This window comes from Pedobacter insulae, from assembly GCF_900113525.1.
Classification (GTDB): Bacteria; Bacteroidota; Bacteroidia; order Sphingobacteriales; family Sphingobacteriaceae; genus Pedobacter; species Pedobacter insulae.
Map to the genome: position 1 here is coordinate 95,585 of NZ_FOPP01000003.1, position 22,860 is coordinate 118,444.

General features: G+C 36.9%; 22 protein-coding genes. 14 read left to right on the forward strand and 8 right to left on the reverse strand.

Annotated elements, in window-relative coordinates:
• Positions 1–15: 15 nt before the first annotated feature.
• The 4 genes from BM207_RS05700 to BM207_RS05715 are packed head-to-tail and all read right to left on the reverse strand — an operon-like array spanning position 16 to position 4,870.
• Positions 16–693, reverse strand: a complete 678-nt coding sequence (locus BM207_RS05700; RefSeq protein WP_090992614.1) for a hypothetical protein — start codon at positions 691–693, stop codon at positions 16–18.
• On the reverse strand, positions 686–1,948 hold the full coding sequence (locus BM207_RS05705) for a dihydroorotase (RefSeq protein WP_090992615.1): 1,263 nt from the start codon (positions 1,946–1,948) through the stop codon (positions 686–688). Before BM207_RS05705 ends, BM207_RS05700 begins: the two co-directional genes overlap by 8 nt.
• Complete coding sequence (locus tag BM207_RS05710; RefSeq protein ID WP_090992616.1) at positions 1,945–3,987, reverse strand: vWA domain-containing protein; 2,043 nt, start codon at positions 3,985–3,987, stop codon at positions 1,945–1,947. Before BM207_RS05710 ends, BM207_RS05705 begins: the two co-directional genes overlap by 4 nt.
• 49 nt (positions 3,988–4,036) lie before the next feature.
• On the reverse strand, positions 4,037–4,870 hold the full coding sequence (locus BM207_RS05715) for a TlpA family protein disulfide reductase (RefSeq protein WP_090992617.1): 834 nt from the start codon (positions 4,868–4,870) through the stop codon (positions 4,037–4,039).
• Positions 4,871–5,115: 245 nt separating this feature from the next.
• Between BM207_RS05715 and BM207_RS05720 the strand changes: the two genes are divergently transcribed.
• Positions 5,116–5,889, forward strand: a complete 774-nt coding sequence (locus BM207_RS05720) for a murein L,D-transpeptidase catalytic domain family protein (protein ID WP_090992951.1) — start codon at positions 5,116–5,118, stop codon at positions 5,887–5,889.
• Between the two features lie 24 nt (positions 5,890–5,913).
• Here the strand turns inward: BM207_RS05720 and BM207_RS05725 are convergent, their stop codons facing one another.
• Both BM207_RS05725 and BM207_RS05730 read right to left on the reverse strand, forming a co-directional pair.
• The gene (locus tag BM207_RS05725) at positions 5,914–7,452 is read right to left on the reverse strand and encodes a L,D-transpeptidase family protein (protein ID WP_090992618.1); all 1,539 of its coding nucleotides are present in this window, start codon (positions 7,450–7,452) and stop codon (positions 5,914–5,916) included.
• 215 nt (positions 7,453–7,667) lie between these two features.
• Positions 7,668–9,191 (reverse strand): L,D-transpeptidase family protein, encoded by a 1,524-nt coding sequence (locus BM207_RS05730; RefSeq protein ID WP_245768043.1) that lies wholly within the window; start codon positions 9,189–9,191, stop codon positions 7,668–7,670.
• 327 nt (positions 9,192–9,518) lie between these two features.
• On the opposite strand from BM207_RS05730, the gene hisG reads away from it, so the two are divergent.
• From hisG to BM207_RS05780, 10 genes are all read left to right on the forward strand, one after another.
• The gene (gene hisG / locus BM207_RS05735; RefSeq protein WP_090992619.1) at positions 9,519–10,370 is read left to right on the forward strand and encodes an ATP phosphoribosyltransferase; all 852 of its coding nucleotides are present in this window, start codon (positions 9,519–9,521) and stop codon (positions 10,368–10,370) included.
• Between the two features lie 69 nt (positions 10,371–10,439).
• Complete coding sequence (gene hisD, locus BM207_RS05740; RefSeq protein ID WP_177217067.1) at positions 10,440–11,729, forward strand: histidinol dehydrogenase; 1,290 nt, start codon at positions 10,440–10,442, stop codon at positions 11,727–11,729.
• 17 nt (positions 11,730–11,746) lie between these two features.
• Entirely contained in the window at positions 11,747–12,787 is a 1,041-nt protein-coding gene (gene hisC, locus BM207_RS05745; RefSeq protein ID WP_090992621.1) for a histidinol-phosphate transaminase, read from the forward strand.
• Complete coding sequence (gene hisB / locus BM207_RS05750) at positions 12,787–13,920, forward strand: bifunctional histidinol-phosphatase/imidazoleglycerol-phosphate dehydratase HisB (protein ID WP_090992622.1); 1,134 nt, start codon at positions 12,787–12,789, stop codon at positions 13,918–13,920. The genes hisC and hisB overlap by 1 nt, the downstream gene beginning before the upstream one ends.
• A gap of 24 nt (positions 13,921–13,944) precedes the next feature.
• Positions 13,945–14,538, forward strand: a complete 594-nt coding sequence (gene hisH, locus BM207_RS05755; protein ID WP_090992623.1) for an imidazole glycerol phosphate synthase subunit HisH — start codon at positions 13,945–13,947, stop codon at positions 14,536–14,538.
• Between the two features lies 1 nt (position 14,539).
• Entirely contained in the window at positions 14,540–15,289 is a 750-nt protein-coding gene (gene hisA, locus BM207_RS05760; protein ID WP_090992624.1) for a 1-(5-phosphoribosyl)-5-[(5-phosphoribosylamino)methylideneamino]imidazole-4-carboxamide isomerase, read from the forward strand.
• Between the two features lie 128 nt (positions 15,290–15,417).
• Positions 15,418–16,173: an imidazole glycerol phosphate synthase subunit HisF gene (gene hisF / locus BM207_RS05765; RefSeq protein ID WP_090992953.1), complete on the forward strand. Its 756-nt coding sequence runs from the start codon at positions 15,418–15,420 to the stop codon at positions 16,171–16,173.
• Between the two features lie 129 nt (positions 16,174–16,302).
• Positions 16,303–16,905 carry a bifunctional phosphoribosyl-AMP cyclohydrolase/phosphoribosyl-ATP diphosphatase HisIE gene (gene hisIE, locus BM207_RS05770; protein WP_090992954.1) on the forward strand — a complete coding sequence of 201 codons (603 nt, stop codon included), beginning with the start codon at positions 16,303–16,305 and terminating at the stop codon, positions 16,903–16,905.
• A gap of 17 nt (positions 16,906–16,922) precedes the next feature.
• Positions 16,923–17,825 (forward strand): WD40 repeat domain-containing protein, encoded by a 903-nt coding sequence (locus BM207_RS05775; RefSeq protein WP_090992625.1) that lies wholly within the window; start codon positions 16,923–16,925, stop codon positions 17,823–17,825.
• 36 nt (positions 17,826–17,861) lie between these two features.
• Positions 17,862–18,515: a YceH family protein gene (locus BM207_RS05780; protein ID WP_090992626.1), complete on the forward strand. Its 654-nt coding sequence runs from the start codon at positions 17,862–17,864 to the stop codon at positions 18,513–18,515.
• Positions 18,516–18,519: 4 nt separating this feature from the next.
• On the opposite strand, the gene BM207_RS05785 is transcribed toward BM207_RS05780, so the two are convergent.
• Positions 18,520–19,299, reverse strand: a complete 780-nt coding sequence (locus BM207_RS05785) for a C40 family peptidase (protein ID WP_090992627.1) — start codon at positions 19,297–19,299, stop codon at positions 18,520–18,522.
• Positions 19,300–19,387: 88 nt separating this feature from the next.
• Between BM207_RS05785 and BM207_RS05790 the strand changes: the two genes are divergently transcribed.
• A complete protein-coding gene (locus BM207_RS05790) occupies positions 19,388–19,831 on the forward strand; it encodes a universal stress protein (RefSeq protein WP_090992628.1) in 444 nt (147 codons plus the stop codon).
• 69 nt (positions 19,832–19,900) lie between these two features.
• Here BM207_RS05790 and BM207_RS05795 read toward each other — a convergent pair whose 3' ends face one another.
• Positions 19,901–20,251 carry a 4Fe-4S dicluster domain-containing protein gene (locus BM207_RS05795; RefSeq protein ID WP_090992629.1) on the reverse strand — a complete coding sequence of 117 codons (351 nt, stop codon included), beginning with the start codon at positions 20,249–20,251 and terminating at the stop codon, positions 19,901–19,903.
• Positions 20,252–20,329: 78 nt separating this feature from the next.
• Between BM207_RS05795 and BM207_RS05800 the strand changes: the two genes are divergently transcribed.
• Positions 20,330–21,355 (forward strand): acyl-CoA reductase, encoded by a 1,026-nt coding sequence (locus BM207_RS05800; RefSeq protein WP_090992630.1) that lies wholly within the window; start codon positions 20,330–20,332, stop codon positions 21,353–21,355.
• 86 nt (positions 21,356–21,441) lie between these two features.
• Positions 21,442–22,839: a T9SS type B sorting domain-containing protein gene (locus tag BM207_RS05805; RefSeq protein ID WP_090992631.1), complete on the forward strand. Its 1,398-nt coding sequence runs from the start codon at positions 21,442–21,444 to the stop codon at positions 22,837–22,839.
• Positions 22,840–22,860: the final 21 nt, after the last annotated feature.

Below are 22,860 nucleotides of genomic sequence, written 5' to 3' on the forward strand. Positions count from 1 at the left end.
TTTTAATAGTTTAGTTTATGATCTAATTTTATTAAAATTAGCAATTAAAGTATATACTGCAACATCAAAATTCTTATTATTACTAAATTTGATTAATTCCAATTGCACTCCCTCACTCAAATTAGGCTGTAAGAAAAACGTCATAAATGGAACGAAAAGATCTTCCATTTCTTCACTAAGCTCCAACAAGTCTGCATTACTACAGATATCTTCTACACTGCTTTCAGCTAATTGCTGATTACTAATCAAATCCTCATAAATATGAAACTCGTCTTGAAACTCGTCTTCCTCAACTAACAGAAATTCTTTTAAAAAATCTTCTAATCCAGGTTTGATTTCTTCATCATGACATTCATTAATGTATAGTAACAAATTTAACAACTCAGTTCCCCGCTCAATCGTTTCCTCCTCAATATTCGCCCATTCTTTCGATTCAAGATAATCTTCCTCTAATTTATTAATATCGCTGGTAAAGAAATTAATCATCAGTAAATCAAAATATACCTCCCTGAGTTCATCAAAAGCGGGTTGCTCATCAAAAACTTCATCGAACTCTGCAACTTTCTCCAGAAAGTTCATATCCTTCCCAAAAACTTCCACTAATCGTTGTTCAATCGCTATTGAATCTATGCCCTTTGCCTCTGCAAATTTATCTAGTGAAGCAATTAATGCCTGTTCTACCCTATTATTCATATTTTTGGAATTGATTATTGTTATATACCAATTTTACTTTACCTTTTAAACTTTTACCTAGCAAAGGCGAATTATTTGATCTCGATTCATTTGTAGTAGCATCAAACAACCATTCCTCTTCAGGATGGTATGCTGTTAAGTTAGCTATTTCTCCAATATTAATAGAAGGAACTTTCAAACCTAACAAATTTCTAGGGTTAATAGACAGTTTTTCCGCAATCATGCCAGGGCTTAATCCGGCAACTAATAACAAAGGTAATGCAGTTTGAAGGGTAATAATTCCATAAGATGCCTGTTCAAACTCCACATCCTTAAACTCTATCTCATGAGGTCTGTGCTGGGTGCAAACTGCATCAATAGTACCATCCTTTAATCCTGTCAACAGTGCTTTAACATCGCTTTTGCTCCTTAGAGGTGGCTTTACCTTATAATTACTATCAAACTCATTAAGTAAATCCTCGGTCATGCTTAATTGGTGCGCAGCTACGTCACAAGTTATTTTAACGCCATCTTTTTTGGCTCGCTTAATGAGGGCAACTGAGCCAGCAGTGGAAACCGTAGTGATATGAACCGGAGCCTCATGATAATTTGCCAGGTAAATATCTCTTGCAATATGCATTTCTTCTGCCAACGAGGGTAATCCTTTCATTCCTAAAAGGATGCTGTTTTCACTTTCATTAATTTGTGCCTTTCCCGCAATAGATCTGTTTTCGGGATATACCATTAATAACGCATCAAATCCTTGTGCATATTGTAGTGCACGGCTCATAAAACCATCATCTTTAATAGGATGATCGCCATCAGAGAATGCAATCGCACCTGCGTTTTTCATGTCGAATAATTCTGCCAATTCTTTTCCTTCCAAATCATTGCTGATGGCGCCGATTGGAAATACATCCACTAAATTATTTTTAGCCTTATTTAAGATATAGGCAACCTGTCCTTTTGATTGAACCACCGGCTTAGTTTGGGGCAGTACAGCTAACCCTGTAAAACCACCAGCTTTTGCAGTAGCTGTTAAGGTTTGTAAATCTTCCTTAGTTTCTAGACCCGGATCGCCAACCATACAATTTAAATCAAAAAAACCTGGAGAAACGATCGCCCCATCTGCGGCAAAAACCTGCTCGCCTTTTGCGGGACTTAACTGCTTTGCTATGGCGGTTATCTTTCCCTGTTCAATTCGTATATCGCAAGTTTGTTCGTTAAACTTACTATTTGAATCTGCAATTGTTATTCCCTTGATAAAGAGGTTCATGAATTTGAATGATGTTTTATATGATAAAATCTGACCAGTAGTATTTCAATCGCTAAAAAAATAACGCTCAAAATTAGACAAAGTTTCCATAACTCTGTCCCTTTATTTTTTGTCGAAACAATCGTCTCAATAGAATCGCTTGCCGGATCGAGCAAACTCATCTGCTCTTTGTTTAATATTTTATTCAAGGCTGATGGTTCATCGTAATGCATATCAGATTCCGTTCTATTATCATTAAAAGCAATAACCGAAATTACCGAATCAACTTGCTTTAAATCATAAAAGCCCGATTTCTTCACTTGATCAGCCACATATAAAAGCGTTTTACCGCTAGTTTGCCTAATTTCTGGAATGACTTCAAAATTATCAGCCACCAACTTTAACGATTGATCACTATTTAAATTAACCTTGTTGCTCTCTAAAACATTATCTTTCATTACCACATAATAAAGTGGTTGTTCCCTTACACTTGCAAATGCTATTTTATACATTAAGGGCACGAAAATAGGGTGTTCTGCCAGATTACTATCATCGGCACTAAGCCCGGTTGCAGCTAAATAAACCTGTCCATCCTTTCGGGGATAGCGGGTAAAAAATAGTTGGTTGGCCGGCAACTGCAATAAACTTTCTTTGTTACGTGTATTGTTATCAGTGAAACTAAGATAGCGTTTTACTTCCGGGAGATCTAATTTTTCAGGCAGGCTCTCAAATACCTCTTTAAATAAAGGGTTTTTAAGTTCTATTGAGCTAACTTTCGTTGGTTTCGCTATTAAGTCGGCAATAATAGGAAGATTTAAAGTTTTAAAAAATTGATTATACAAATTCTTTTGAGCGTTTAAATTAGGAAAAATAACTACCGAACCGCCATTTTCCACATATAACCTAAGGGCATCTGCAAGACCAGTTGAAGGGTTATTTAATTCATTTAGCACAATTAGGCTATAACCAGATAGGGCCGAATAATTAATATTACTTTCAGGCATCTCTGTAAGCCTGAAGTATTGATCAGCATTAAAAAGTGCTTTAATATATTTGTTAGTAGTTGCCCCATTTATGCTCAGCACTTTTTGATCAGCACTTACGTTAAAACTAAATTTAAGACCATCGTCAAATGTTAAAGGAAAGTCCTTTATAACTAGCTCGCCCTTTTGCCACCCTAAATTCAAGCCGCTAAATGATAAGGTATCAACTTGAGTGCTCCCTGCTTCAATTGTTAAACTACTAATCCCTTTTTGTTGGTTATTAATTGATAATTTAACTGGGATATTCTTGGCTGTTTCATCGCTGTAATTCTTCAACCTTACCACAATCTTCTCGGCTCCATTAGTCTGATGTACAGGTGATAACATCCATACACTATCTACCGCAACATTAGGTAGATGATTTGACTTTAATCTAATCAGAGATATCGTAAGATTTTTATCTGCAGCTATGGGAGCCTCCCCCGCAAAGCCTTTTTGAAAATCCGAAATGATATAACTAAACCGGTTACTTGATCCCGTAAAAATGTTCTGCTGACGATTGATGACTTGTTGTAGTCGCCGGCTGGCAGCAGAGATCTTCACCTCATCGATAGCACGCATTAATTCGTCCGCATTCAGCAGTCGCTGGTGCCTGCCTTCAAAATCATTGGTTAGTAACTGAAACCTATCGTTAAGTTGAAAAGCCTTGACGATTTCCTTCGCCTTTCTTTTTGCCTCATCTAGTAGATTACCCTCTTTGTTCACAGCTTCCATGCTGTAAGAATTGTCAATATAAATACTCACGATATTAGTCTTGCTTAGATCGTTTTTTTGTCCGGAAGGAATAAAAGGGCGGGAAAAAGCAAGTACTAAAAAGATAATTGCCAATATCCTACTTATTAAAATAAGTAGATTTTTAAGCTTTTCCTGAGAAGAATTCTGTTCTTTAATCTCTTTTAAAAAAGCAACATTACTAAAATATACTTTTTTAAATTTCCTGAAATTGAATAAATGTATTATGACCGGAATTGCGATCGATAAAAGTGCAAAAAGAAAGCCTGGATACAGGAAATTCATTAAAAACCAAAGATAGAAAAAATTTGGAGATTACAGAATACCTCAGGCCTTACTTTGCTAATTCTCTTTCCAAGATCATTTCAATATCGGGCGCCTCGTCTACCGACTTAACCAGTATTCCTTTTTTGTTAATTAAAAAATGATGGGGATATGCAAAGACTTTTAACTGTTCGTCCATATATTTTTTCTGATTGGGAACCGTTGAATAGTCAAATTGTGTTTTTTTAAGAAAAGTTTGGAGCGGCTCTTTAGGATCAATCGCAAGGCTGACAAACAATATATCATCCCTACCCTTATATTTTTGCACCATTTTATTTAACGCTGGCATCTCAAGTATACAGGCAGGGCAATTAATAAACCAGCATTTAAAAAGAACAATTTTTCCTTTAGTATTTTCCGAACTATATAATTTACCATCTATATCAGTAAAGTTAAATGCAGGAATAGGTTTGCCTTCCATTTTAAAATGCACCAATGCGTTACGTGAATCCTGCCTTATATAAGCTCCTGCATACTCAGGCGATTTTGCTGGTATTTTTGCAAGTTTATAGTTAATTAAAGAATCTTTTGAATAAATATTTAATGGATAGTAATCACCGGAGCTCAATGTTTTTAAAAAATCTCCTTTACTCATCTCCATTCCGCTTGTATCGAAAGCTACAAAATCTTCGAAAAACTTGATTTCACTTTTATAATAACTCCAAAAGCTATTGAAATCCTTCATGATGTCGGTTTCTATTATAATGGGCTGTCCAATTTTACTGGAATCTATCTTTGGGCCCGCATCTACTGTCTTGTTTTCATTTTGTGGTTCAGGCATTCGAATACAGGCACCTACAAAAAGGACAATAAGCGCTACCATTACAATAATTGGTTTCTTCATCGCGTTAAAATTTAAACTTAAGTTAAAAATAATTAACTATATTTCTAGTAATAAATTTCGTATCTCATTTAATGATTTATAAATCAAATGATTACTAAAGTCACGATAAAGCAATATTGAAATTCAACTTAACATAATAATTATAAAATGTGTATCTTTGATTATTATTTCACTTTAATCCAAATGCTTATTTGATAAAACCCATACGTAAACAATTATATAGCAAGCCAACAAAAGCAAACTCTATGAAGAATTACATTTTAGGACTATCAGGATTAACAGCAATCGCACTTTTCTTTATTACTACGAGTTGGACAACTAAAAAGTTGGAGCAACCCAAAATGAAAACCCCCGTTGTTGTTACAGTAGACAGCGTTTACGATCAACATGTTACTACACTTTATAATGAGGTTCACTTAAAAGAAGCAGGATTAAGCAAATCTGCATTTGAAAAGGCCCTTACTGGTTTTTATAATTTGAAAAAAGCAGGTCAGTTATCTCAAAAATCAATTTTAACCATTGCTGATTTTGATCAATTAAGTACCCAGAAAAGGTTATATATTATAGATCTCGATAAAAAAGAAATCTTATTGAATACCTGGGTAGCGCATGGTCAGAGAAGCGGTAAAGACGAAGCGGTCAATTTTTCAAATAAAAACGAATCATACACTAGCAGCTTAGGCTTTTATGTAACCGGCGAGGTGTATAAAGGCATACATGGCAAATCCCTTAAGTTAGACGGGATGGACAATGGTTTTAACAATAATGCCCGTAGCCGTGCGATTGTAGTTCATGGCGCCCCCTATGTTAGTAAAGGCACGATAAAAGCATTGGGTCGTTTAGGAAGAAGCCAGGGTTGTCCGGCCGTTGCGCCCGAGATCGCTGATAAAGTGATTAATACGATAGGAGATAAAACAGTGTTATTTATCAACAAAAGCGAAGAGCGTTATAGTTCAAAATATCTTGATCATACTTTGGCGGCGAACTTTGCACTTGAGCAACAGTCAACAATAGATTAGCCTATTGCTGCGAATGGCTAAAAATTAAGCCATTCGCTGTAAATAGGTATAAAGAACAATATCTAACCCATAAACATCTTTGCGGAATTGCAGAACCCCTTGATCGTCTACCCAACAGGTAAAATAGGTTAAGTATACCGGAACTTTATCAGTTAAGCCAATATCCTCTGCATCGGCTCTTTTGCCTTCCATCCCAGCTTTTATTTTTTCAAGTTTATTTCCCTCTCCAAATAAAGCGGTTGCTAAAGCCAAAGGCTGCTCTACACGTACACAACCATGGCTTACAGCTCTCATATGCTGTTTGAAGGCATTTTTTGACGGAGTATCGTGCAAGTAAACACTGCTTTGGTTATTAAATAGAAACTTTATTTTCCCTAAAGCATTATCAGCTCCAGGACGTTGCTTAAATGTATAGGTTTTTCCAGCATTTGCGGCCGACCAGTCGATGGTTTCTGTGTCTTCAATTAATTCTCCATCTAAAAACACATCAATGTTATGATTTGAAAGATAATAAGGGTCGGCAGCAGCAAATTTAGTTATTTCATTGGTGGCAATACTTTCAGGGATATTCCAGACTGGATTTACTTGAACACTATGAATTAGACTTTTCAATTGTGGAGTTTCTCGATTAAATGGCCTGTCTTTTTTTAGGTCATTTTCATCATATTCTACTAATTTATCGGTATAGTTTTGATTTCTTCCTTCTCCAACGCAAACTTTCATGTTTAAACTAGACTTTCCGTTTTCGATCACATCCAGCCTAAAATCGGGAATGTTAACCCATACATATTTTTTTTCTGTGGGTGCATTTTTCCACCTTAACCTTTCCAGGTTGACAATTAAAATCCGCTCTGATTCTTCTTTATTCATGCCAGGCACCTGTACATTATCCTTAAGCGCCTTTTGAAGGCTAAGATACTCCTTGCTTTGCGGTTGTATGCTATCCAAAAACAAATTGAGATCTTTAGTCTCAAAAACCGAAATAAAACTAGCGCTGTCAGGCCGTTTGGTTTCAGTGTAGTATTGGGCATAAATCCTCCTCGGACTTACTAAACCAAATTGTATCGCATTGCTATAATTCGTTATTGAATTCGCCGCTGTTAACTCCAGATCAATTAATATTTGATAAGCCTCATCAACGGATTTGACAGCTTTTTTATCGTAAATTTTGGTCATAAGCTCATTAAATCTGGCAGCCTTAAAGGTTTCTGGATTTAGTCCATGGGCATGCGCATCGCTTATAACCTCAGCAGCATTTTTTAACTTTTGATTTGGAAGATCCCTCATTAAAAGGATAGGCTCAAAATCATTGGTTTCGTAAAGCGCGGCTAAAAACTTAGGATTTTTATACTTGTTTTTTTGCTGATTGAATGTTTCTTTAAATCGCTCAATAAAAACATCTGTTTCAATATCCTTAAAAACTTTATTCCTAGTTTCTTTAAATACAATTTGCCCGATATCTGAGTGGCTCTTTTTACAAGACGGCAATATAAAAAGGGTTAAACATACGCTGAAAAACAGCACAACTTTAAGTGTTTTAATTTGATGGCAAAGTAACTTCATACAGACTTAAGGATTTTAAGTCGAATTTGTTTTAATTAACTTAAAAAATTATCCTCTAAGAGGTCTTTCACCCTTATCCTGTCAATGCCTAGCCGGTATCCCTTGCCTTGCTATCCGGTACCTATCCGATAGTATCTCGGCACAATGGCGCTTTAAGGGGTAAGGAAGCAATACCTACCGAGACTCCAGGGGTGTATGGCGGATAACCGAAAGCATTACATATATTTCTTAACGGCCTCCCAAAGTTGCCCATCATAGTTGTACACATCTGGTCTTACTTCAACTTTTCCATTCTCAACCCATGCGGTATAATAGGTAATTACAACTGCCACATTCTTTCTTGTGGCAAACCATGCTGGTTTTAGTTTAAATCTTTTTAAAGTATCCGCCTTTTTCGCCAATATTTTTCGATACTTCGTATTTCTTGTCGTATCTAATGGCGGTAAGTCTACCTCCATTCTCAAATTATCATATTGATATTTATCCTTCACCATTAATTGAGCAAACTGTAAAGGGTCTTCAATTCTAACACAACCATGGCTAATGGCTCTGTTTTTTAATTTAAAGCCATATTTATTATTGGTATCATGTAGGTATATACTAGAACTATTGTCAAAGACAAATTTAAATTTACCGAGTGCGTTTCCTTCTCCAGCACCTTGTTTGAATTGGAATGGCAATTTTTCCCGCGCATACCTGCCCCACCTGATCGTGTCCGGGTCATTCACTAATTTTCCTCGGAAGTAAACCTTAATATTATTATTAGATAAATAATAGGGGTCTTTGATGGCTTGATAATAAATCTCACTTTGAGCAATACTAACGGGAATATTCCAGATAGGGTTTACTTGTACCGCATTAAAAACGCTAACCAATTGCGGTGTCTCATGATTTTTAGGTTTGTCATCCAATTTTCTACTCTTCAAAAAAACCTTCATTTTCTCCGCATAAGTCTCCTCTCTTTTTGCCCCCACGCAAACATTCATATGCGCCAATGTATCTTGCTTTAAAAACCAGGTTAAAGAAAAATCCGGAATATTCACCACCACTGCTTCTTCCAAATTAATGGGCATTTGCCAACGCATACGTTCCATATTCAACTTTATGAGCGTAATTGCCGAATGGTTTTCTGTTTTTAAGCTATCTCTGTAAAAAGCCAAAGCCTTTTTTAAATCCAAATAAGCCTTATTGTTCTGTTGCGAAGCTCTTAAAACAGCAAGAAGATCAGCAGTATTTAAAACCGAATCTAATTGTACACTATCAGGGCGTTTAACAGCTATGTAGTATCGGTTAAAATATTTCCTCGGATTTATGCTTCCGTACTTCATAAAGGTGTGATACCTTAATAAAGCATCCGCTGTTTTAATTTCCAACTCGGCAATGAGTGGATAAACTTCTTCTATTGTCTTAAATCTGTCTCTATTCAGTATTGCTAAAAGCCTGGTCAACTCATCAACACCAAAAATTTTAGGATTGAACCCGTCTGCCTGACTATTTTCGATATATTTTCTCAGGCTATCTAAATTTCCGTTTGCATAAAACCTTGTCACCAATAGCGGTTTATACTCATTTTGCTTATAATGAGCACTAGTAATTTTCGGATTCGACAAGTGGTTTCTTAATTCTTTCAGCTTCTCGAGGAAAACTTGGTTATAGGATACAGTGTCAAATTTTTTATATAACTTATTATTGAAATGTTCAGCCAAAACTAAGCCTATTTCCGGCTTAGGCGTAAACAATTCACACGAGCTAAAAAACAGACAACACAGGGCAAACAGAAGTGTTTTTTTCAATTTTACAGCGGATTTAGCAAATGATAATAATGAAATACTTAGCAATATCAAACAAATTAAATGGCAAATTCTTTTGAATTTACAATAACAAAGCTATATTTGTAGCCTATTCCCTACAAAATTACGGAAAGAAAAGCAATATTATGATTCAAGTTTTAAATCATCACGTACATTTACATCATCGCCATTGTGGCGATAGATAGTATAATGTTTTGTACGCAAAACGATTTTTTAAAACAGACTCAATATTTCTTATTCCTAATTTTATAACAAGTGAAAACACTTAAAATCGCTATCCAAAAATCGGGTAGGTTAAACGAAAAATCCGTAGAAATTCTTAAAAATTGTGGCCTTTCCTTCGAAAACTACAAAAGCTCATTAATTGCAAGTGTTGCGAATTTCCCTTTAGAAATCCTCTTCTTAAGAGATGATGATATTCCAGAATACGTCCAAGATGGCATCGCAGATTTAGGCATCGTTGGAGAAAACGTAATCATTGAAGCAGGGGCAGATGTGTCTTATTTGCAACCCTTGGGATTTGGAAAATGCACCCTAAAAATTGCGGTTCAAAACAATAGCAACATCACAGAATTGTCGCAATTAAATGGCAAAGCAATCGCTACATCTTACCCCATAATTTTACAAAAATATCTTTCAGAAAACAATGTCGATGCGCAGATCAGAAACATCTCTGGCTCGGTAGAAATTGGACCCGGATTAGGGTTAAGCGATGCCATTTTCGATATCGTATCCACTGGCGGAACGCTAAAAAATAACGGGCTTAAACCATTCAAAAATGTCATGGATTCGCAAGCCGTTTTAATCTGTAGCAAGGGAATGGAACAGAACGCAGAGGTCTTAGAATTGATGCAAAGAATTCAATCTGTGCTGAGGGCAAAAGCTACTAAATACGTTGTCTTAAATGTAGCGAAAGAAAACTTACAAGCAGTAGTTGATTTATTGCCCGGCGTAAAAAGTCCAACTGTAGTTCCATTGTTCGAAGAAGGATGGGTTGCCGTTCACTCGGTTATAGCGGAACAAGATTTTTGGGAAAAAATAAACAGCTTAAAATCCGCAGGTGCTCAGGGAATAGTGGTAATGCCAATTGAGAAAATCATTACTTAAATTAATTCAATAATACATTTACACGCTACATTTTACATTAACTAATAGTTAAATTAAAAAGATAACATATTGAAACTCTATAATTATAAAGATTTAACTCAACAAAAAGTCAAAGAACTATGTTCTCGTAAAGTTGAGGATGACAATCTCGTGTTTTCTACCGTAAAAGACATTGTAAACGCTGTAAAAAACGGTGGAGACACCACACTCCTCTCCTACGCAGAACAATTTGACAAGGTTAAATTATCTTCACTTTTTATAGGAAAGGCAGAGCTCGCTGAACTTGCTCATCAAACGCCAGAATCAGTAAAAAATGCTATTGACATAGCCTATCAAAATATCTATAAATTTCACGAGACGCAACTACAAGTAGAAGCTAAAGTAGAAACCATGCCAGGTGTGAATTGCTGGAGAGAGACAAGGGCAATTGAAAAAGTTGGTTTGTATATTCCGGGAGGAACGGCGGTTTTACCAAGCACTTTTTTAATGCTGGGAATTCCAGCAAAAATTGCTGGTTGCAAAGAAATTGTTGTTTGTTCACCTCCACAAAATGACGGCAAAATTAACTGCTATATCGCCTACGTGTCTACCCTTCTGGACATCGAAAAAGTTTACCTAGTTGGTGGTGCCCAGGCGGTAAGTGCAATGGCTTTCGGAACCCAAACAATTCCTCAAGTGGATAAGATTTTTGGTCCGGGAAATCGTTATGTTACCGAAGCAAAAAAGATGGTCCAAAATACGGTCTCAATCGATATGCCCGCTGGCCCCTCCGAAGTTTTGATCATTGCAGATGAGACTGCCAATGCTGCATTTGTTGCGGCCGATTTGCTGGCCCAGGCAGAGCATGGAAGTGACAGTCAGGCCATCTTGGTTTCCACATCCCAACAAATAATAGAAGAGGTAATAATGGAAGTTGAAAAGCAAATAATTGAATTACCAAGAAAGGACATGGCAGCTCGCGCAATGGCAAACTCGTATATCGTTTTTGCAGAAACTGTAACGCAGGCAATGGACTTTAGTAATACCTACGCGCCGGAGCATTTAATTCTGGCATGCAACGATTTCGAGCCACTCATCCCTTTCATTATCAATGCGGGTTCTGTATTTCTAGGTAATTTAACTCCAGAAAGTGCGGGCGATTATGCTTCGGGAACAAATCACACTTTGCCAACCAGTGGTTTTGCCAGAGCTTATTCTGGAGTTTCAGTTGATACTTTTTTAAAGAAAATAACTTTTCAGCATTTATCTGCACAGGGTTTACACCATATTGGGCCTACAGTAGAGGTTTTGGCAGCGGCCGAAGGTTTACAAGCCCATAAGAATGCAATTACAATAAGGTTGAAGGAAAATAAAAATTAGAGAAACATCCAAGCTAAATGAATATCAAAGACTTACAACGAGAAAATATAAAAACTTTAAAACCATACTCTACCGCAAGAGATGAGTTTAAAGGACAGGCTAGTGTATTCCTAGATGCAAACGAAAACAGTTATGGCTCACCATTGCCGGCAAACTATAATCGCTATCCAGATCCGCTGCAATTAGATTTAAAGGATGCGATCAGTAAAATTAAAGGCGTCCCAATCGAAAATACTTTCTTAGGCAATGGGAGCGATGAAGCAATTGATCTGTTGTTTCGAGCATTCTGTAACCCCGGCAAAGACAATGTGATCATCTTGCCCCCAACATACGGTATGTATGAAGTTTCGGCTAATATCAATGATATTGAGCTAAGAAAGGTAGATTTACTACCAAACTTTCAATTGGATTTGGAGAAAATAGCCGAAGCTATAGATGCCAATACCAAAATGATTTTTATATGTTCTCCGAATAATCCCACAGGAAACTCAATCAACAGAACCGATATCGAAACCATTTTGGCCAACTTTAAAGGTCTAGTAGTGATTGATGAAGCCTATATTAATTTCGCTAAGCAAAAAACCTTTATACAGGAATTAATAGAATATGCCAATTTGGTGATTTTGCAAACCTTTTCTAAAGCTTGGGGATTAGCGGCATTGCGTTTGGGCATGGCTTTCTCTTCCGTACCGGTTATCGATATCTTAAATAAAGTTAAACCGCCCTATAATATCAATCAGGCCACACAAGATCTTGCATTAGCCGCATTGAGCAATATCCAACAGGTAAACGAATGGATAAAATCAACTGTTACCGAGAGAGCCAGGTTAACAGCCGAACTGGAAAAAATCTCCATAGTTAAAAAAGTTTATCCTTCGGATGCTAATTTTATATTAGTAGCAGTAACTGATGCATTAAATATCTATAACGCATTGGTTAATGAAGGCATTATCGTCCGCGATCGCTCAAAAGTTTCGCTTTGCGAAGGATGTTTAAGAATAACGATAGGCACAATTGATGAAAATAACCAACTACTTACTGTTTTAGCAAAAATATAATGAAGCAGATATTATTTATTGATAGAGATGGCACTTTGAATGTCGAACCAGAAGATGAGCAGGTAGATAGCTTTGCCAAATTAAAATTCTATCCAAAAGCCCTTTATTACCTGTCTAAAATCGCTAATGAACTAGACTACGAGCTAGTTATGGTAACGAACCAGGACGGTCTGGGCACATCTTCTAACCCCGAAGAAAACTTTTGGCCGGTACATAATTTTATGATAGACACTTTTGCCAATGAAGGGGTAATTTTTAGCGAGGTTGTAATTGACAGGACTTTCGCAAGAGACAATGCACTTACCCGCAAACCGAACATAGGCTTATTGACAAAATATCTTGGGGAAGGTTATGATCTTGCGAACTCATTTGTAATTGGCGACCGATTAAATGATGTGCTTTTAGCGAGAAATTTAGGCGCGAAAGCTATCTTTTTACGTCAGAACGACGCACTTGGTGCCAGTGAAGGAATGGAAAAAGCCGATACATTAACAGATATTATCGCTTTGGAAACTAAAAATTGGGAAGATATCTATACTTTTTTACGAGCTGGAGCTAGGCAAATAAAGCATCATCGGAAAACAAATGAAACCGACATTGCCATTGAGTTAGATCTAGACGGCGTTGGAAAAGCAACGATAAAAACAGGGCTGAACTTTTTCGACCATATGTTAGATCAGATTGCCAGACATGGAGGTATGGATTTAAAAGTGATTGCCAATGGCGACTTACACATAGATGAGCACCATACAATTGAAGATACCGGAATTGCTTTAGGCGAGGCCTTTGCCAAAGCCCTGGGAAATAAACTAGGTATTGAAAGGTATGGCTTCTGTTTACCAATGGATGATTGTTTGGCCCAAGTCGCAATAGATTTTGGAGGCAGAAACTGGATTGTGTGGGATACCGAATTTAAGCGTGAAAAAGTGGGCGATATGCCTACAGAAATGTTTTACCATTTTTTTAAATCATTTAGTGATGCGGCAAAATGTAATCTGAACGTTAAAGCTGAAGGTGATAACGAACACCATAAAATAGAAGCTATATTTAAAGCTTTTGCAAAAGCAATTAAAATGGCGGTAAAAAGAGATGCCGAAAAATTGGTACTACCGAGTACAAAAGGGCTTTTATAAAATGAACCAGGAGCAATTAAAAAAATGATAGGAATCATAAATTACGGCGCAGGAAATATCTTTTCCCTTACCGCAGCTTTAACGAGACAGGATATTACCTATGGTATGGTAAATACCGTTGCCGACTTGGATTTATATAGCCATATCATTATCCCTGGAGTGGGTCACGCAGGTGCTGCGATGCAAAAACTTACCCAAACCGGCATGGTTGATGCCATTAAAGTACTAAAAGTTCCTGTGCTTGGCATTTGCGTTGGCATGCAATTACTCACCGCACATTCTGAAGAAGGAAATGCAGAGCTTTTAGCTATATTTCCATTAAAAACTAAACTTTTTGATAAAGGCTTGAGCATTAAAATTCCTCACATGGGATGGAATAAGATAGCTTTTAAAAACAATTTCTTATTCGAGGGTGTTGCTCCTGAAACACAATTTTACTTTGTGCATTCTTATTTTATTGAATATAACCCTATTTTTGATATCGCAGCCGTTCACTATGGAGATAAGTTTTCTGCTGCAATACAAAAGGATAACTTTTACGGCGTTCAATTTCACCCAGAAAAATCGGGTAAAGAAGGGGAACGTTTATTGAAAAATTTTTCAAACCTAAGTTTATAAAATGTACATAATTCCTGCAATTGATATTTTAGATGGTAAAGTCGTTCGCTTACGTGAAGGCGATTACAATCAAAAAACGGAGTACGATGTTTCTATTGAAGAAATGATCGAACGGTATCGTTCAAATGGCACAGATTTCATCCATATTATTGATTTAAATGGCGCTAAAGGAGACTTTAGCAATCAGAAAACCTTATTCAACATTATTAAAAAAACCGAAATGCGCGTGCAGTATGGCGGGGGAATAAGAACAATTGACCAAGTAAATAATCTGCTTGACTCGGGAATACATCGGGTTATTGTAGGCACTCAAGCTATTAGCAATCCGGATTTTTTACCGGCGCTGAGTGCTGCCTTCGTAAAAAAAGACAACTATGCCAATAAAATTGTGATCGCTATAGACGTATTGGATGAAGTTATCAAATATTCGGGTTGGATGGAAAGTTCTCCGATTAAACTGATGGATTATGTTGATAAATGTCTCGCTTTGGGTTTTTTCCGGTTCTTATGCACTGATATTAACAAAGATGGCAAATTGGAAGGTGCGGCCGTTGATTTGTATAGAAAACTACTGGATCATTCCCCAATGATTAAGTTAATTGCTTCTGGAGGAGTAAGTTCTATAGAAGATATTAAAGAACTGGCTAAGTATGACATTCGAAGTGTGGTGGTTGGCAAAGCTATCTATGAGAACAGAATCTCCATTGAAGAAATTAAAGAATGGAACTTAAAGGCGCTGTCAACAATCTAACCGAAGTCTTTAATTATAGCGTCATTGCGAGGTACGAAGCAATCTAGTGAGAGATTGCTTCGTACCTCGCAATGACGAGTGACTCGCAATGACGAGTGACTCGAGAGGAAGAAAGTAACTACAAAAAAATGTTAAGTAAGAGAATTATCCCCTGCCTTGATGTAAAAGACGGCCGTACGGTTAAAGGTATAAACTTTGTCGACTTGCGCGATGCGGGCGACCCTGTTGAATTAGCTGCGCAATATGCAGAACAGGGCGCCGATGAACTTGTTTTTTTAGACATTACCGCAACTCATGAGCGACGAAAAACAATGATCGAGATGGTTAAATCCGTAGCCAGGCAACTGAATATCCCCTTTACCATAGGCGGTGGGATAACGGAAATTGCCGATGCGGAAGCCCTTTTAAACGCTGGGGCCGACAAAATCAGTATTAACTCTGCGGCAGTAAAAAACCCAGGTTTAATTGCTGATTTAGCCAAAAATTTTGGTGTTCAATTTGTAGTGTTAGCAGTGGATACAAAGCATATCAACGGCAAAAACATTGTTCATCTCAATGGAGGCAGACTCATCACAGCCCTTGAAACGGAAAGCTGGATAAAAAGGGCTGAAGATTTAGGAGCAGGAGAAATATTATTAACTTCCATGGACCATGACGGTACTAAGAAGGGTTTCGATTGTGAGTTGTTGGGAAAGATTAATAAAACGATTAATATCCCAATTATTGCTTCAGGCGGGGCCGGAGAAACTGCTCACTTTACAGAAGTATTTCAAAAAGCTGGGGTTGATGCAGCATTAGCAGCCTCCGTATTTCATTATGGAGAGATTTTGATACCAGCACTGAAACAAGAATTAAGACAGAACGGAATTCCTGTAAGAATATAAAACACACGCGTTATTGCAAGGTACAAAGCGTCATTGCAAGGTACAAAGCGTCATTGCGAGGTACGAAGCAATCTCAATACTTTAGCAGAGATTGCTTCATACTTCGCAATGACGGAAATACAACAAAAAATGAAAATCAATATAAACACACTCGACTGGGAAAAAACCAATGGACTAATTCCCGTAATTGTACAAAATAACCAAACTTTAGAGGTTTTGATGTTAGGTTATATGAATGCAGAAGCCTTTGAAAAAACGCAAAAAGAAAGTAAAGTGACTTTCTTCTCCCGTTCAAAAAATCGACTATGGACAAAAGGAGAAGAGAGCGGTAATTTTTTAACTGTAAAATCAATCTCTGTTGATTGTGACAAGGATACAATTTTAATCAAAGCTGATCCAGTTGGTCCCACTTGTCACACCGGAAGCAGAAGTTGTTTTAACACGGAATATAATCAGAACTTTCTATTTGAATTAGAGCATATTATATCTGACAGGTACGAAAATCCAGTTGATGGTTCTTATATCGACAAGATGCGCAAGAAGGGCTTAAATAAAATTGCCCAGAAAGTTGGCGAAGAAGGTGTTGAAACAGTGATTGCTGCGCTTGCGGAAACTGATGTAGATTTTGTAAATGAAGCGTCGGATTTAATTTTTCACTTAATGTTCTTATTGAGAGAAAAAGGGAAGACTTTGGAAGACATCGCATTGAACCTAGAAAAACGACATAAATAAAGCGAAAGGTACCGGATATGCTAAAACACTTAAAAACCCTTTCAGGCCATCAAAATCCAGTCTATGCGTTAGCGAATGCTGATGTAGAGGGAATGTTTTTTAGCGCTGGAAATGACAAGGGTGTAGTAGAATGGTCGTTGAAGGAAATGGCTTTTGCAAAAGTAAAAATGCCAGTTCAAAGCTCGGTTTATGCCCTCCATGTACAGGATCACCAATTATTTATAGGTGAAAGAAGTGGAGCCTTCACGATATACGATTTAAGTGAAGAGAAAGTAATTATCCGAATCAACGCGCATACAAAACCAATTTTTGATATTAAAACTGTTAAAAGCAAGAATGAATTAATTACTACTGGAGAAGATGGAACCGTTGCCGTTTGGTCATTGATAGACTTTACAGAAATCTACCGCTTCCAAGCAGCCTATGACACCATAAGGGTTATTGCAATTTCTCCCGACGAAACCGAGATTGCTTTTGGATGTAAAGATCATTTAATCCGGATTTATAATTTAAGTGATTATAGTGTGAAGCAGTCCCTGGAAGCCCACACCTTTGCAGTAACTTCAATGGCTTATGAACCTAATGGCAAATATTTGATATCGGGCAGTAGAGACGCGCAGTTAAAAATATGGGATTTACCCAACTATGAATTAAGTCAAAATGTCCCAGCGCATTTATTTAGCATTTACAGTATTATATTTCATCCTTATCTCCCCTATTTTGCAACTTGTAGCCAGGATAAAAGTATTAAGTTGTGGGATGCTGAGAACTTTAAATTGTATAAGAATTTAAGCTTAGAGAAAACTGACAAGGGTCATAGTCACTCCATCAATAAAATGATATGGTCTGATGATGGAAAGTATTTAATTTCAACGGGTGATGATAGAAAAGTGATGATCTGGGAATTAACCTTAATTTAGATTTTATTTTTTGTCTATTTGGGTTAACTTTAGCAAATGGACACACCAAAAGCTTTACCAATACTAGAGGCCGAACAAATACGAGTTTTAGGAGCATTAATGGAAAAATGCAAAACTACTCCAGACTACTATCCAATGACACTGAATGGTTTAGTCGCAGCGTGCAATCAAAAAACATCGCGGAAACCTGTGGTGCAATATGATGAGTCCACAATCATTACAGCATTAAATTCTTTAAAAATTGCAGGATTAATTTCTACTGCAACAGGGGGGTCAATCCGTAATATTAAATACAAGCACAATTTTGCAATTGTATTCCCACTCCTTCCTTCCGAAGTAGCCATTATGTGCCTGCTCTTCTTAAGAGGCCCGCAAACACCCGGTGAAATAAACACCAATTCGGGACGATTATATGAGTTTGAAACCTTAGAAGAAGTACAACAAACGCTAGAAAAACTGGCTAACGAATCTCCTTCCTATATTAAGCAATTACCACGTAGGCATGGTCAGAAAGAAGTTCGTTATATGCATTTATTTGCTGGTGATGTTGAAGCAATTGAGGAAGAGTATTTAAATGAAGTTCCATCAAAAGGAAATAACGAGCTAGCGGAACGATTAGCGAAAGTTGAACAGGAACTAGCAGAGTTGAAAGGCAACTTCGATAAACTAATGAAAGAACTGACGGGCTAGTCTCTTAAAAAAACCGTTTGATAATCCTCAATTTATGCGTATATCTTCCTAATTCTGCGCTATAAATACCCTGTCCATCAATCGGATCAATATGAACTTTTCCGGCAGAATGAATAATCTGGTGATTGTTTAGCATTAAGCCAACATGGGTAATTTTCCCTTCTTCATTGTCGAAAAATGCTAAATCACCCAGCACTGCAGACTCTAGAAAATCTACAGTTTCTCCCTGTTCGGCCTGTTGCGAAGCATCTCTCTTTAACTGTAAGCCATTTAATTTATACACGGTTTGAACAAAGCCAGAACAATCAATTCCAAAAAAAGTTCTTCCTCCCCACAAATAAGAGGTGTTTTCGAAAAACTTAGCATTTCCTTCAACTTCTTTCCTGAAATTTTCTTTTCTCGGCACAAAAGGTAAAGAAGTCACACGGAACTTCTCCTCTCCTATCTCACAAAAGCCATCTTTATAATTTGGCAAGGTACTACCTGGAGTTAAATAGTATTTAGTCCCATCGCTGGCAATTAAAGTATTATCTAATTGAACAGGCGTTAAGTATGTATAATTTTGTTCAGCTAAAAATTCGTCTTCAGTAATCAACTTCAGCTGCTTGTAATCCATCCATCCCTCATAATCATCATGATAGGTAATTACTTTACACCACTTCTCGGTTTTTTCCAAAAGCTTAACACGATCCCCAAATAGCAATTGGGATACAATCTCGCTCCTGTCTGAAGGTTCATTTCTTAGCGGCGCAACAGCAACTCTGCAAAGGTGATAAATTTCCATAGCCAAAAATAAGGATTAACCCTTATAACCAAACATTTAAGCCAAAAATTTGTTACTTTTAATTAAATATTCACCAAATCTACGCATCATGAACTTTAAAAAAATTTTAATCGCAGTTGACAACAGTGTTTGTTCTGAATTGGCTGCGAAAGCAGGTTACGAACTGGCCTCAAAATTTAATGCTGAGGTTGCATTGGTCAATATTATTGAGCCTGCACCTGCTTCGGTTAATCCAGATTTTACTTTAGCACCGGTCTTTTTAGAAGCTTATGATAACAGTAAAGAAAATAGCCACCTTTTATTAGAAGAAATTGCCAATAAACATGGCATGGGAATAGCCACAACTTATTTATCAATTATTGATACGGCTACGCATGGTATTATACAGCAGGCAGATGAATGGGGAGCTGAATTAATCGTTATCGGAACCCATGGCAGAGGAGGGATATATCATTTCTTGATGGGAAGTGTTGCTGAACATGTTGCAAGAAAATCTGCTTGCCCAGTAATGATTATACCCAATAAGGATTAATTTATGAACCGATGCGCATAAAAAAAAGAGATGCTATCGTATCTCTTTATATCTTCAACTTACTAAAAGTTAACCTTCTTGATGCAACCAGGCTTTTTTAGCTAATAATTCTTCTTCTGTTTCGCGTACATCTTCATCATCTACACAACAGTCTACAGGGCAAACCGCAGCGCATTGTGGCTCATCATGAAAACCTTTACATTCCGTACATTTATCCGATACAATATAATATACTTCATCAGAAACTGCATCTTGAGAAGCTCCTGCATCAATTTGTTGTCCACCAAAATCGATGATACCATCTAAATTTGTACCATCAGAAAATCTCCAGGCTGTACCTGCGTCATATATTGCATTATTTGGGCATTCTGGCTCGCATGCTCCACAATTAATACACTCATCTGTTATTTTAATTGCCATGTGTTCGTCTATATCTATTGCTAAGTTTACCTTTGCAGCTGCAAATATAACAATAATCGATTTATAATAGTGCTAAATATGTCATTACATACTACTAAATTGTTAATTAATGCCCTAAAAAAATTAGGTGAGTTAATGTGCGACCCTGATAATGAACTTGCCGCCATTATACAGAATGCTCAACATCATAATGCTTGGTTTACACCTACTGAGGTTAAGAAATCGCTTTCCTCCCTGGGAGAAATGCTAAATGAATCCGATCTTGAGCAGTGGTTCAGTACAATATGCCTGACTACCACCCCAAAAAAAGTAGGATTGATTTTAGCGGGAAATATTCCATTAGTTGGGTTTCATGATGTAATTTGCGTACTGGCAACGGGAAACACGGCTTTGATTAAAATGTCTTCTTCCGACGATAAATTAATCCCTACTTTATTAGCGCAATTAGTCAATTTGGAACCTTCATTAGCCGATCGGATCCAATATGTTGAACGGTTAAAAGATTTTGATGCAATTATAGCGACAGGCAGCAACAATTCTTCTCGTTATTTTGATTATTATTTTGGGAAAGTACCCAACATCATTAGAAAAAACAGAAATAGTGTGGCTGTGCTAAGCGGCAATGAAACGACAGTTGAAATTGAAGATTTAGGTCACGATATTTTTGATTACTTTGGTTTAGGTTGTAGAAATGTGTCAAAAATCTATATACCTAAAGGTTACGAAATAAAAAACTTCTTCGAACCTTTAGAAAAATACCAGCCAATTATCAATCATTTTAAATACAATAACAATTACGACTATAATAAATCTATTTACTTAGTGAATGCTGTTAAGCATTACGATAATGGCTTTCTGCTCGTTAAAGAAGATCTTTCTTTTACTTCGCCATTAGCGGTACTATATTATGAGGAATATGATTCCATTAACAATATCGAAAAATTATTGGACAATGCACATGATAACATTCAATGTGTAGTATCAAATATAAATTTAAGTATTAAGAAAGAAACGATCAGTTTCGGTGAAAGTCAACATCCGCGACTTTGGGACTACGCTGATGACATTAATACCGTTGATTTTTTATTAAACCTAGTAAAATAACAAAAACAATAGCTATTTTGCCTGCATAATCATTTTAGTTGAGCGCAACACCTAAATCGTTTTATTTTTTCTTCATTGTTTTATTTATGACCAATGAAATAAAAGCACAAGTATGTGAGGGCGATTTAGGCGCACCTATTGCGACTGCTGGAACTGATTTTGGGTCTGGAACAACAACCTTTGGAAATCCTTTAGGTTCGTCTACCAATTACAACTTTGTTCGTGGAACCCCTGAAGATGGTTCCTATACCATCGTTAAATCAACCGCCAACTTAAACAACGGCTGGCATCAAAACATTATCAATCATACGAACGATCCAAATGGTTATATGATGGTGGTCAATGCATCGTATACTCCAGGTATTTTTTATCAAACCACTGTAACTGGTCTTTGCCCGAATGTTACTTATGAATTTGCGGCTTGGGTAATTAACATATTGAATAAATCAGGAAACAACCCCAGTATCAAATTCACTATCCAAAACAACGGACAAACAATAGATGAGTTTTCAACAGGCGATATCCCTCGACATGCAGTTACCAAATGGGAGCAATACGGAAAAACATTCAAAACTCCACCAAATGTCGGAATAATTACCTTAATTATGACCAATGAAAATCCAGGTGGCGATGGAAATGACTTAGCGTTAGATGACATCACATTTCGGGCATGTGGCCCAAAAATTTCTCCAGTCATTGTAAACACAAGTTCGAGTGACATTAATATCTGTGAAGGAAAGTCTGAAACAATTAATTTGGCCGCAGTGGTATCGCAGGTTTATGCTGATCCAGCCTATCAATGGCAAATAAATACAGGTTCTGGATGGAGTGATCTAACTTCAATTGATGCTCAAACAACTAGGCTCACCATAAAATATACCAATGCAAAGGCTGGAATTTATGCCTATCAACTATTGGTTGCTGAGAATGCAAATATTGCTTCTCCTAATTGTAGAATCGCTTCATCTCCGCTTACTGTTAGAGTAGATGCAAAAGCTGACGCAGGGCTCGACAAACAAGTTCATTTTGGCAAAAGTGTTAAATTAGGCGGTCTAATTCACAACAACAATGCTACATACCATTGGAGTCCAGAAACAGGATTAGACGATCCTCGGAAACTAAACCCTATTGCCTCTCCCACGCAAGATATAACTTATACATTAACAGTTCAATCGGCTTGTGGCATTACAACTGATGATGTTTTTGTAAAGGTTTATCCAAAAATAGAGATTCCAAATACATTTACGCCGAATGCAGATGGAACAAATGACAACTGGCATATTCCAGCGCTGGAGGCATTCCCCAAGCACACGATAAAAATAGTAAATAGAAACGGCCTTACTGTTTTTAATAATAAAGGCTCGTATAAACCCTGGGATGGTAAATTTAATCAAAAAGATGTTCCAGTAGGTACTTACTATTATACCATCTATCTAAATGAAGATTTCGATACTTTAAGTGGCTGGGTGTTTGTGGTAAGGTAAAGAAATGCTATTTTTGAAGAA

Coding starts and splice junctions, on each gene's coding strand:
- hisA (WP_090992624.1), top strand. CDS start 14,540: ATGTACATAATTCCTGCAATTGATATTTTAGATGGTAAAGTCGTTCGC.
- BM207_RS05805 (WP_090992631.1), top strand. CDS start 21,442: ATGACCAATGAAATAAAAGCACAAGTATGTGAGGGCGATTTAGGCGCA.
- BM207_RS05785 (WP_090992627.1), bottom strand. CDS start 19,299: ATGGAAATTTATCACCTTTGCAGAGTTGCTGTTGCGCCGCTAAGAAAT.
- hisH (WP_090992623.1), top strand. CDS start 13,945: ATGATAGGAATCATAAATTACGGCGCAGGAAATATCTTTTCCCTTACC.
- BM207_RS05705 (WP_090992615.1), bottom strand. CDS start 1,948: ATGAACCTCTTTATCAAGGGAATAACAATTGCAGATTCAAATAGTAAG.
- hisB (WP_090992622.1), top strand. CDS start 12,787: ATGAAGCAGATATTATTTATTGATAGAGATGGCACTTTGAATGTCGAA.
- BM207_RS05720 (WP_090992951.1), top strand. CDS start 5,116: ATGAAGAATTACATTTTAGGACTATCAGGATTAACAGCAATCGCACTT.
- BM207_RS05710 (WP_090992616.1), bottom strand. CDS start 3,987: ATGAATTTCCTGTATCCAGGCTTTCTTTTTGCACTTTTATCGATCGCA.
- BM207_RS05775 (WP_090992625.1), top strand. CDS start 16,923: ATGCTAAAACACTTAAAAACCCTTTCAGGCCATCAAAATCCAGTCTAT.
- BM207_RS05800 (WP_090992630.1), top strand. CDS start 20,330: ATGTCATTACATACTACTAAATTGTTAATTAATGCCCTAAAAAAATTA.
- BM207_RS05725 (WP_090992618.1), bottom strand. CDS start 7,452: ATGAAGTTACTTTGCCATCAAATTAAAACACTTAAAGTTGTGCTGTTT.
- hisF (WP_090992953.1), top strand. CDS start 15,418: ATGTTAAGTAAGAGAATTATCCCCTGCCTTGATGTAAAAGACGGCCGT.
- hisC (WP_090992621.1), top strand. CDS start 11,747: ATGAATATCAAAGACTTACAACGAGAAAATATAAAAACTTTAAAACCA.
- BM207_RS05715 (WP_090992617.1), bottom strand. CDS start 4,870: ATGAAGAAACCAATTATTGTAATGGTAGCGCTTATTGTCCTTTTTGTA.
- BM207_RS05790 (WP_090992628.1), top strand. CDS start 19,388: ATGAACTTTAAAAAAATTTTAATCGCAGTTGACAACAGTGTTTGTTCT.
- hisIE (WP_090992954.1), top strand. CDS start 16,303: ATGAAAATCAATATAAACACACTCGACTGGGAAAAAACCAATGGACTA.
- BM207_RS05700 (WP_090992614.1), bottom strand. CDS start 693: ATGAATAATAGGGTAGAACAGGCATTAATTGCTTCACTAGATAAATTT.
- BM207_RS05795 (WP_090992629.1), bottom strand. CDS start 20,251: ATGGCAATTAAAATAACAGATGAGTGTATTAATTGTGGAGCATGCGAG.
- BM207_RS05780 (WP_090992626.1), top strand. CDS start 17,862: ATGGACACACCAAAAGCTTTACCAATACTAGAGGCCGAACAAATACGA.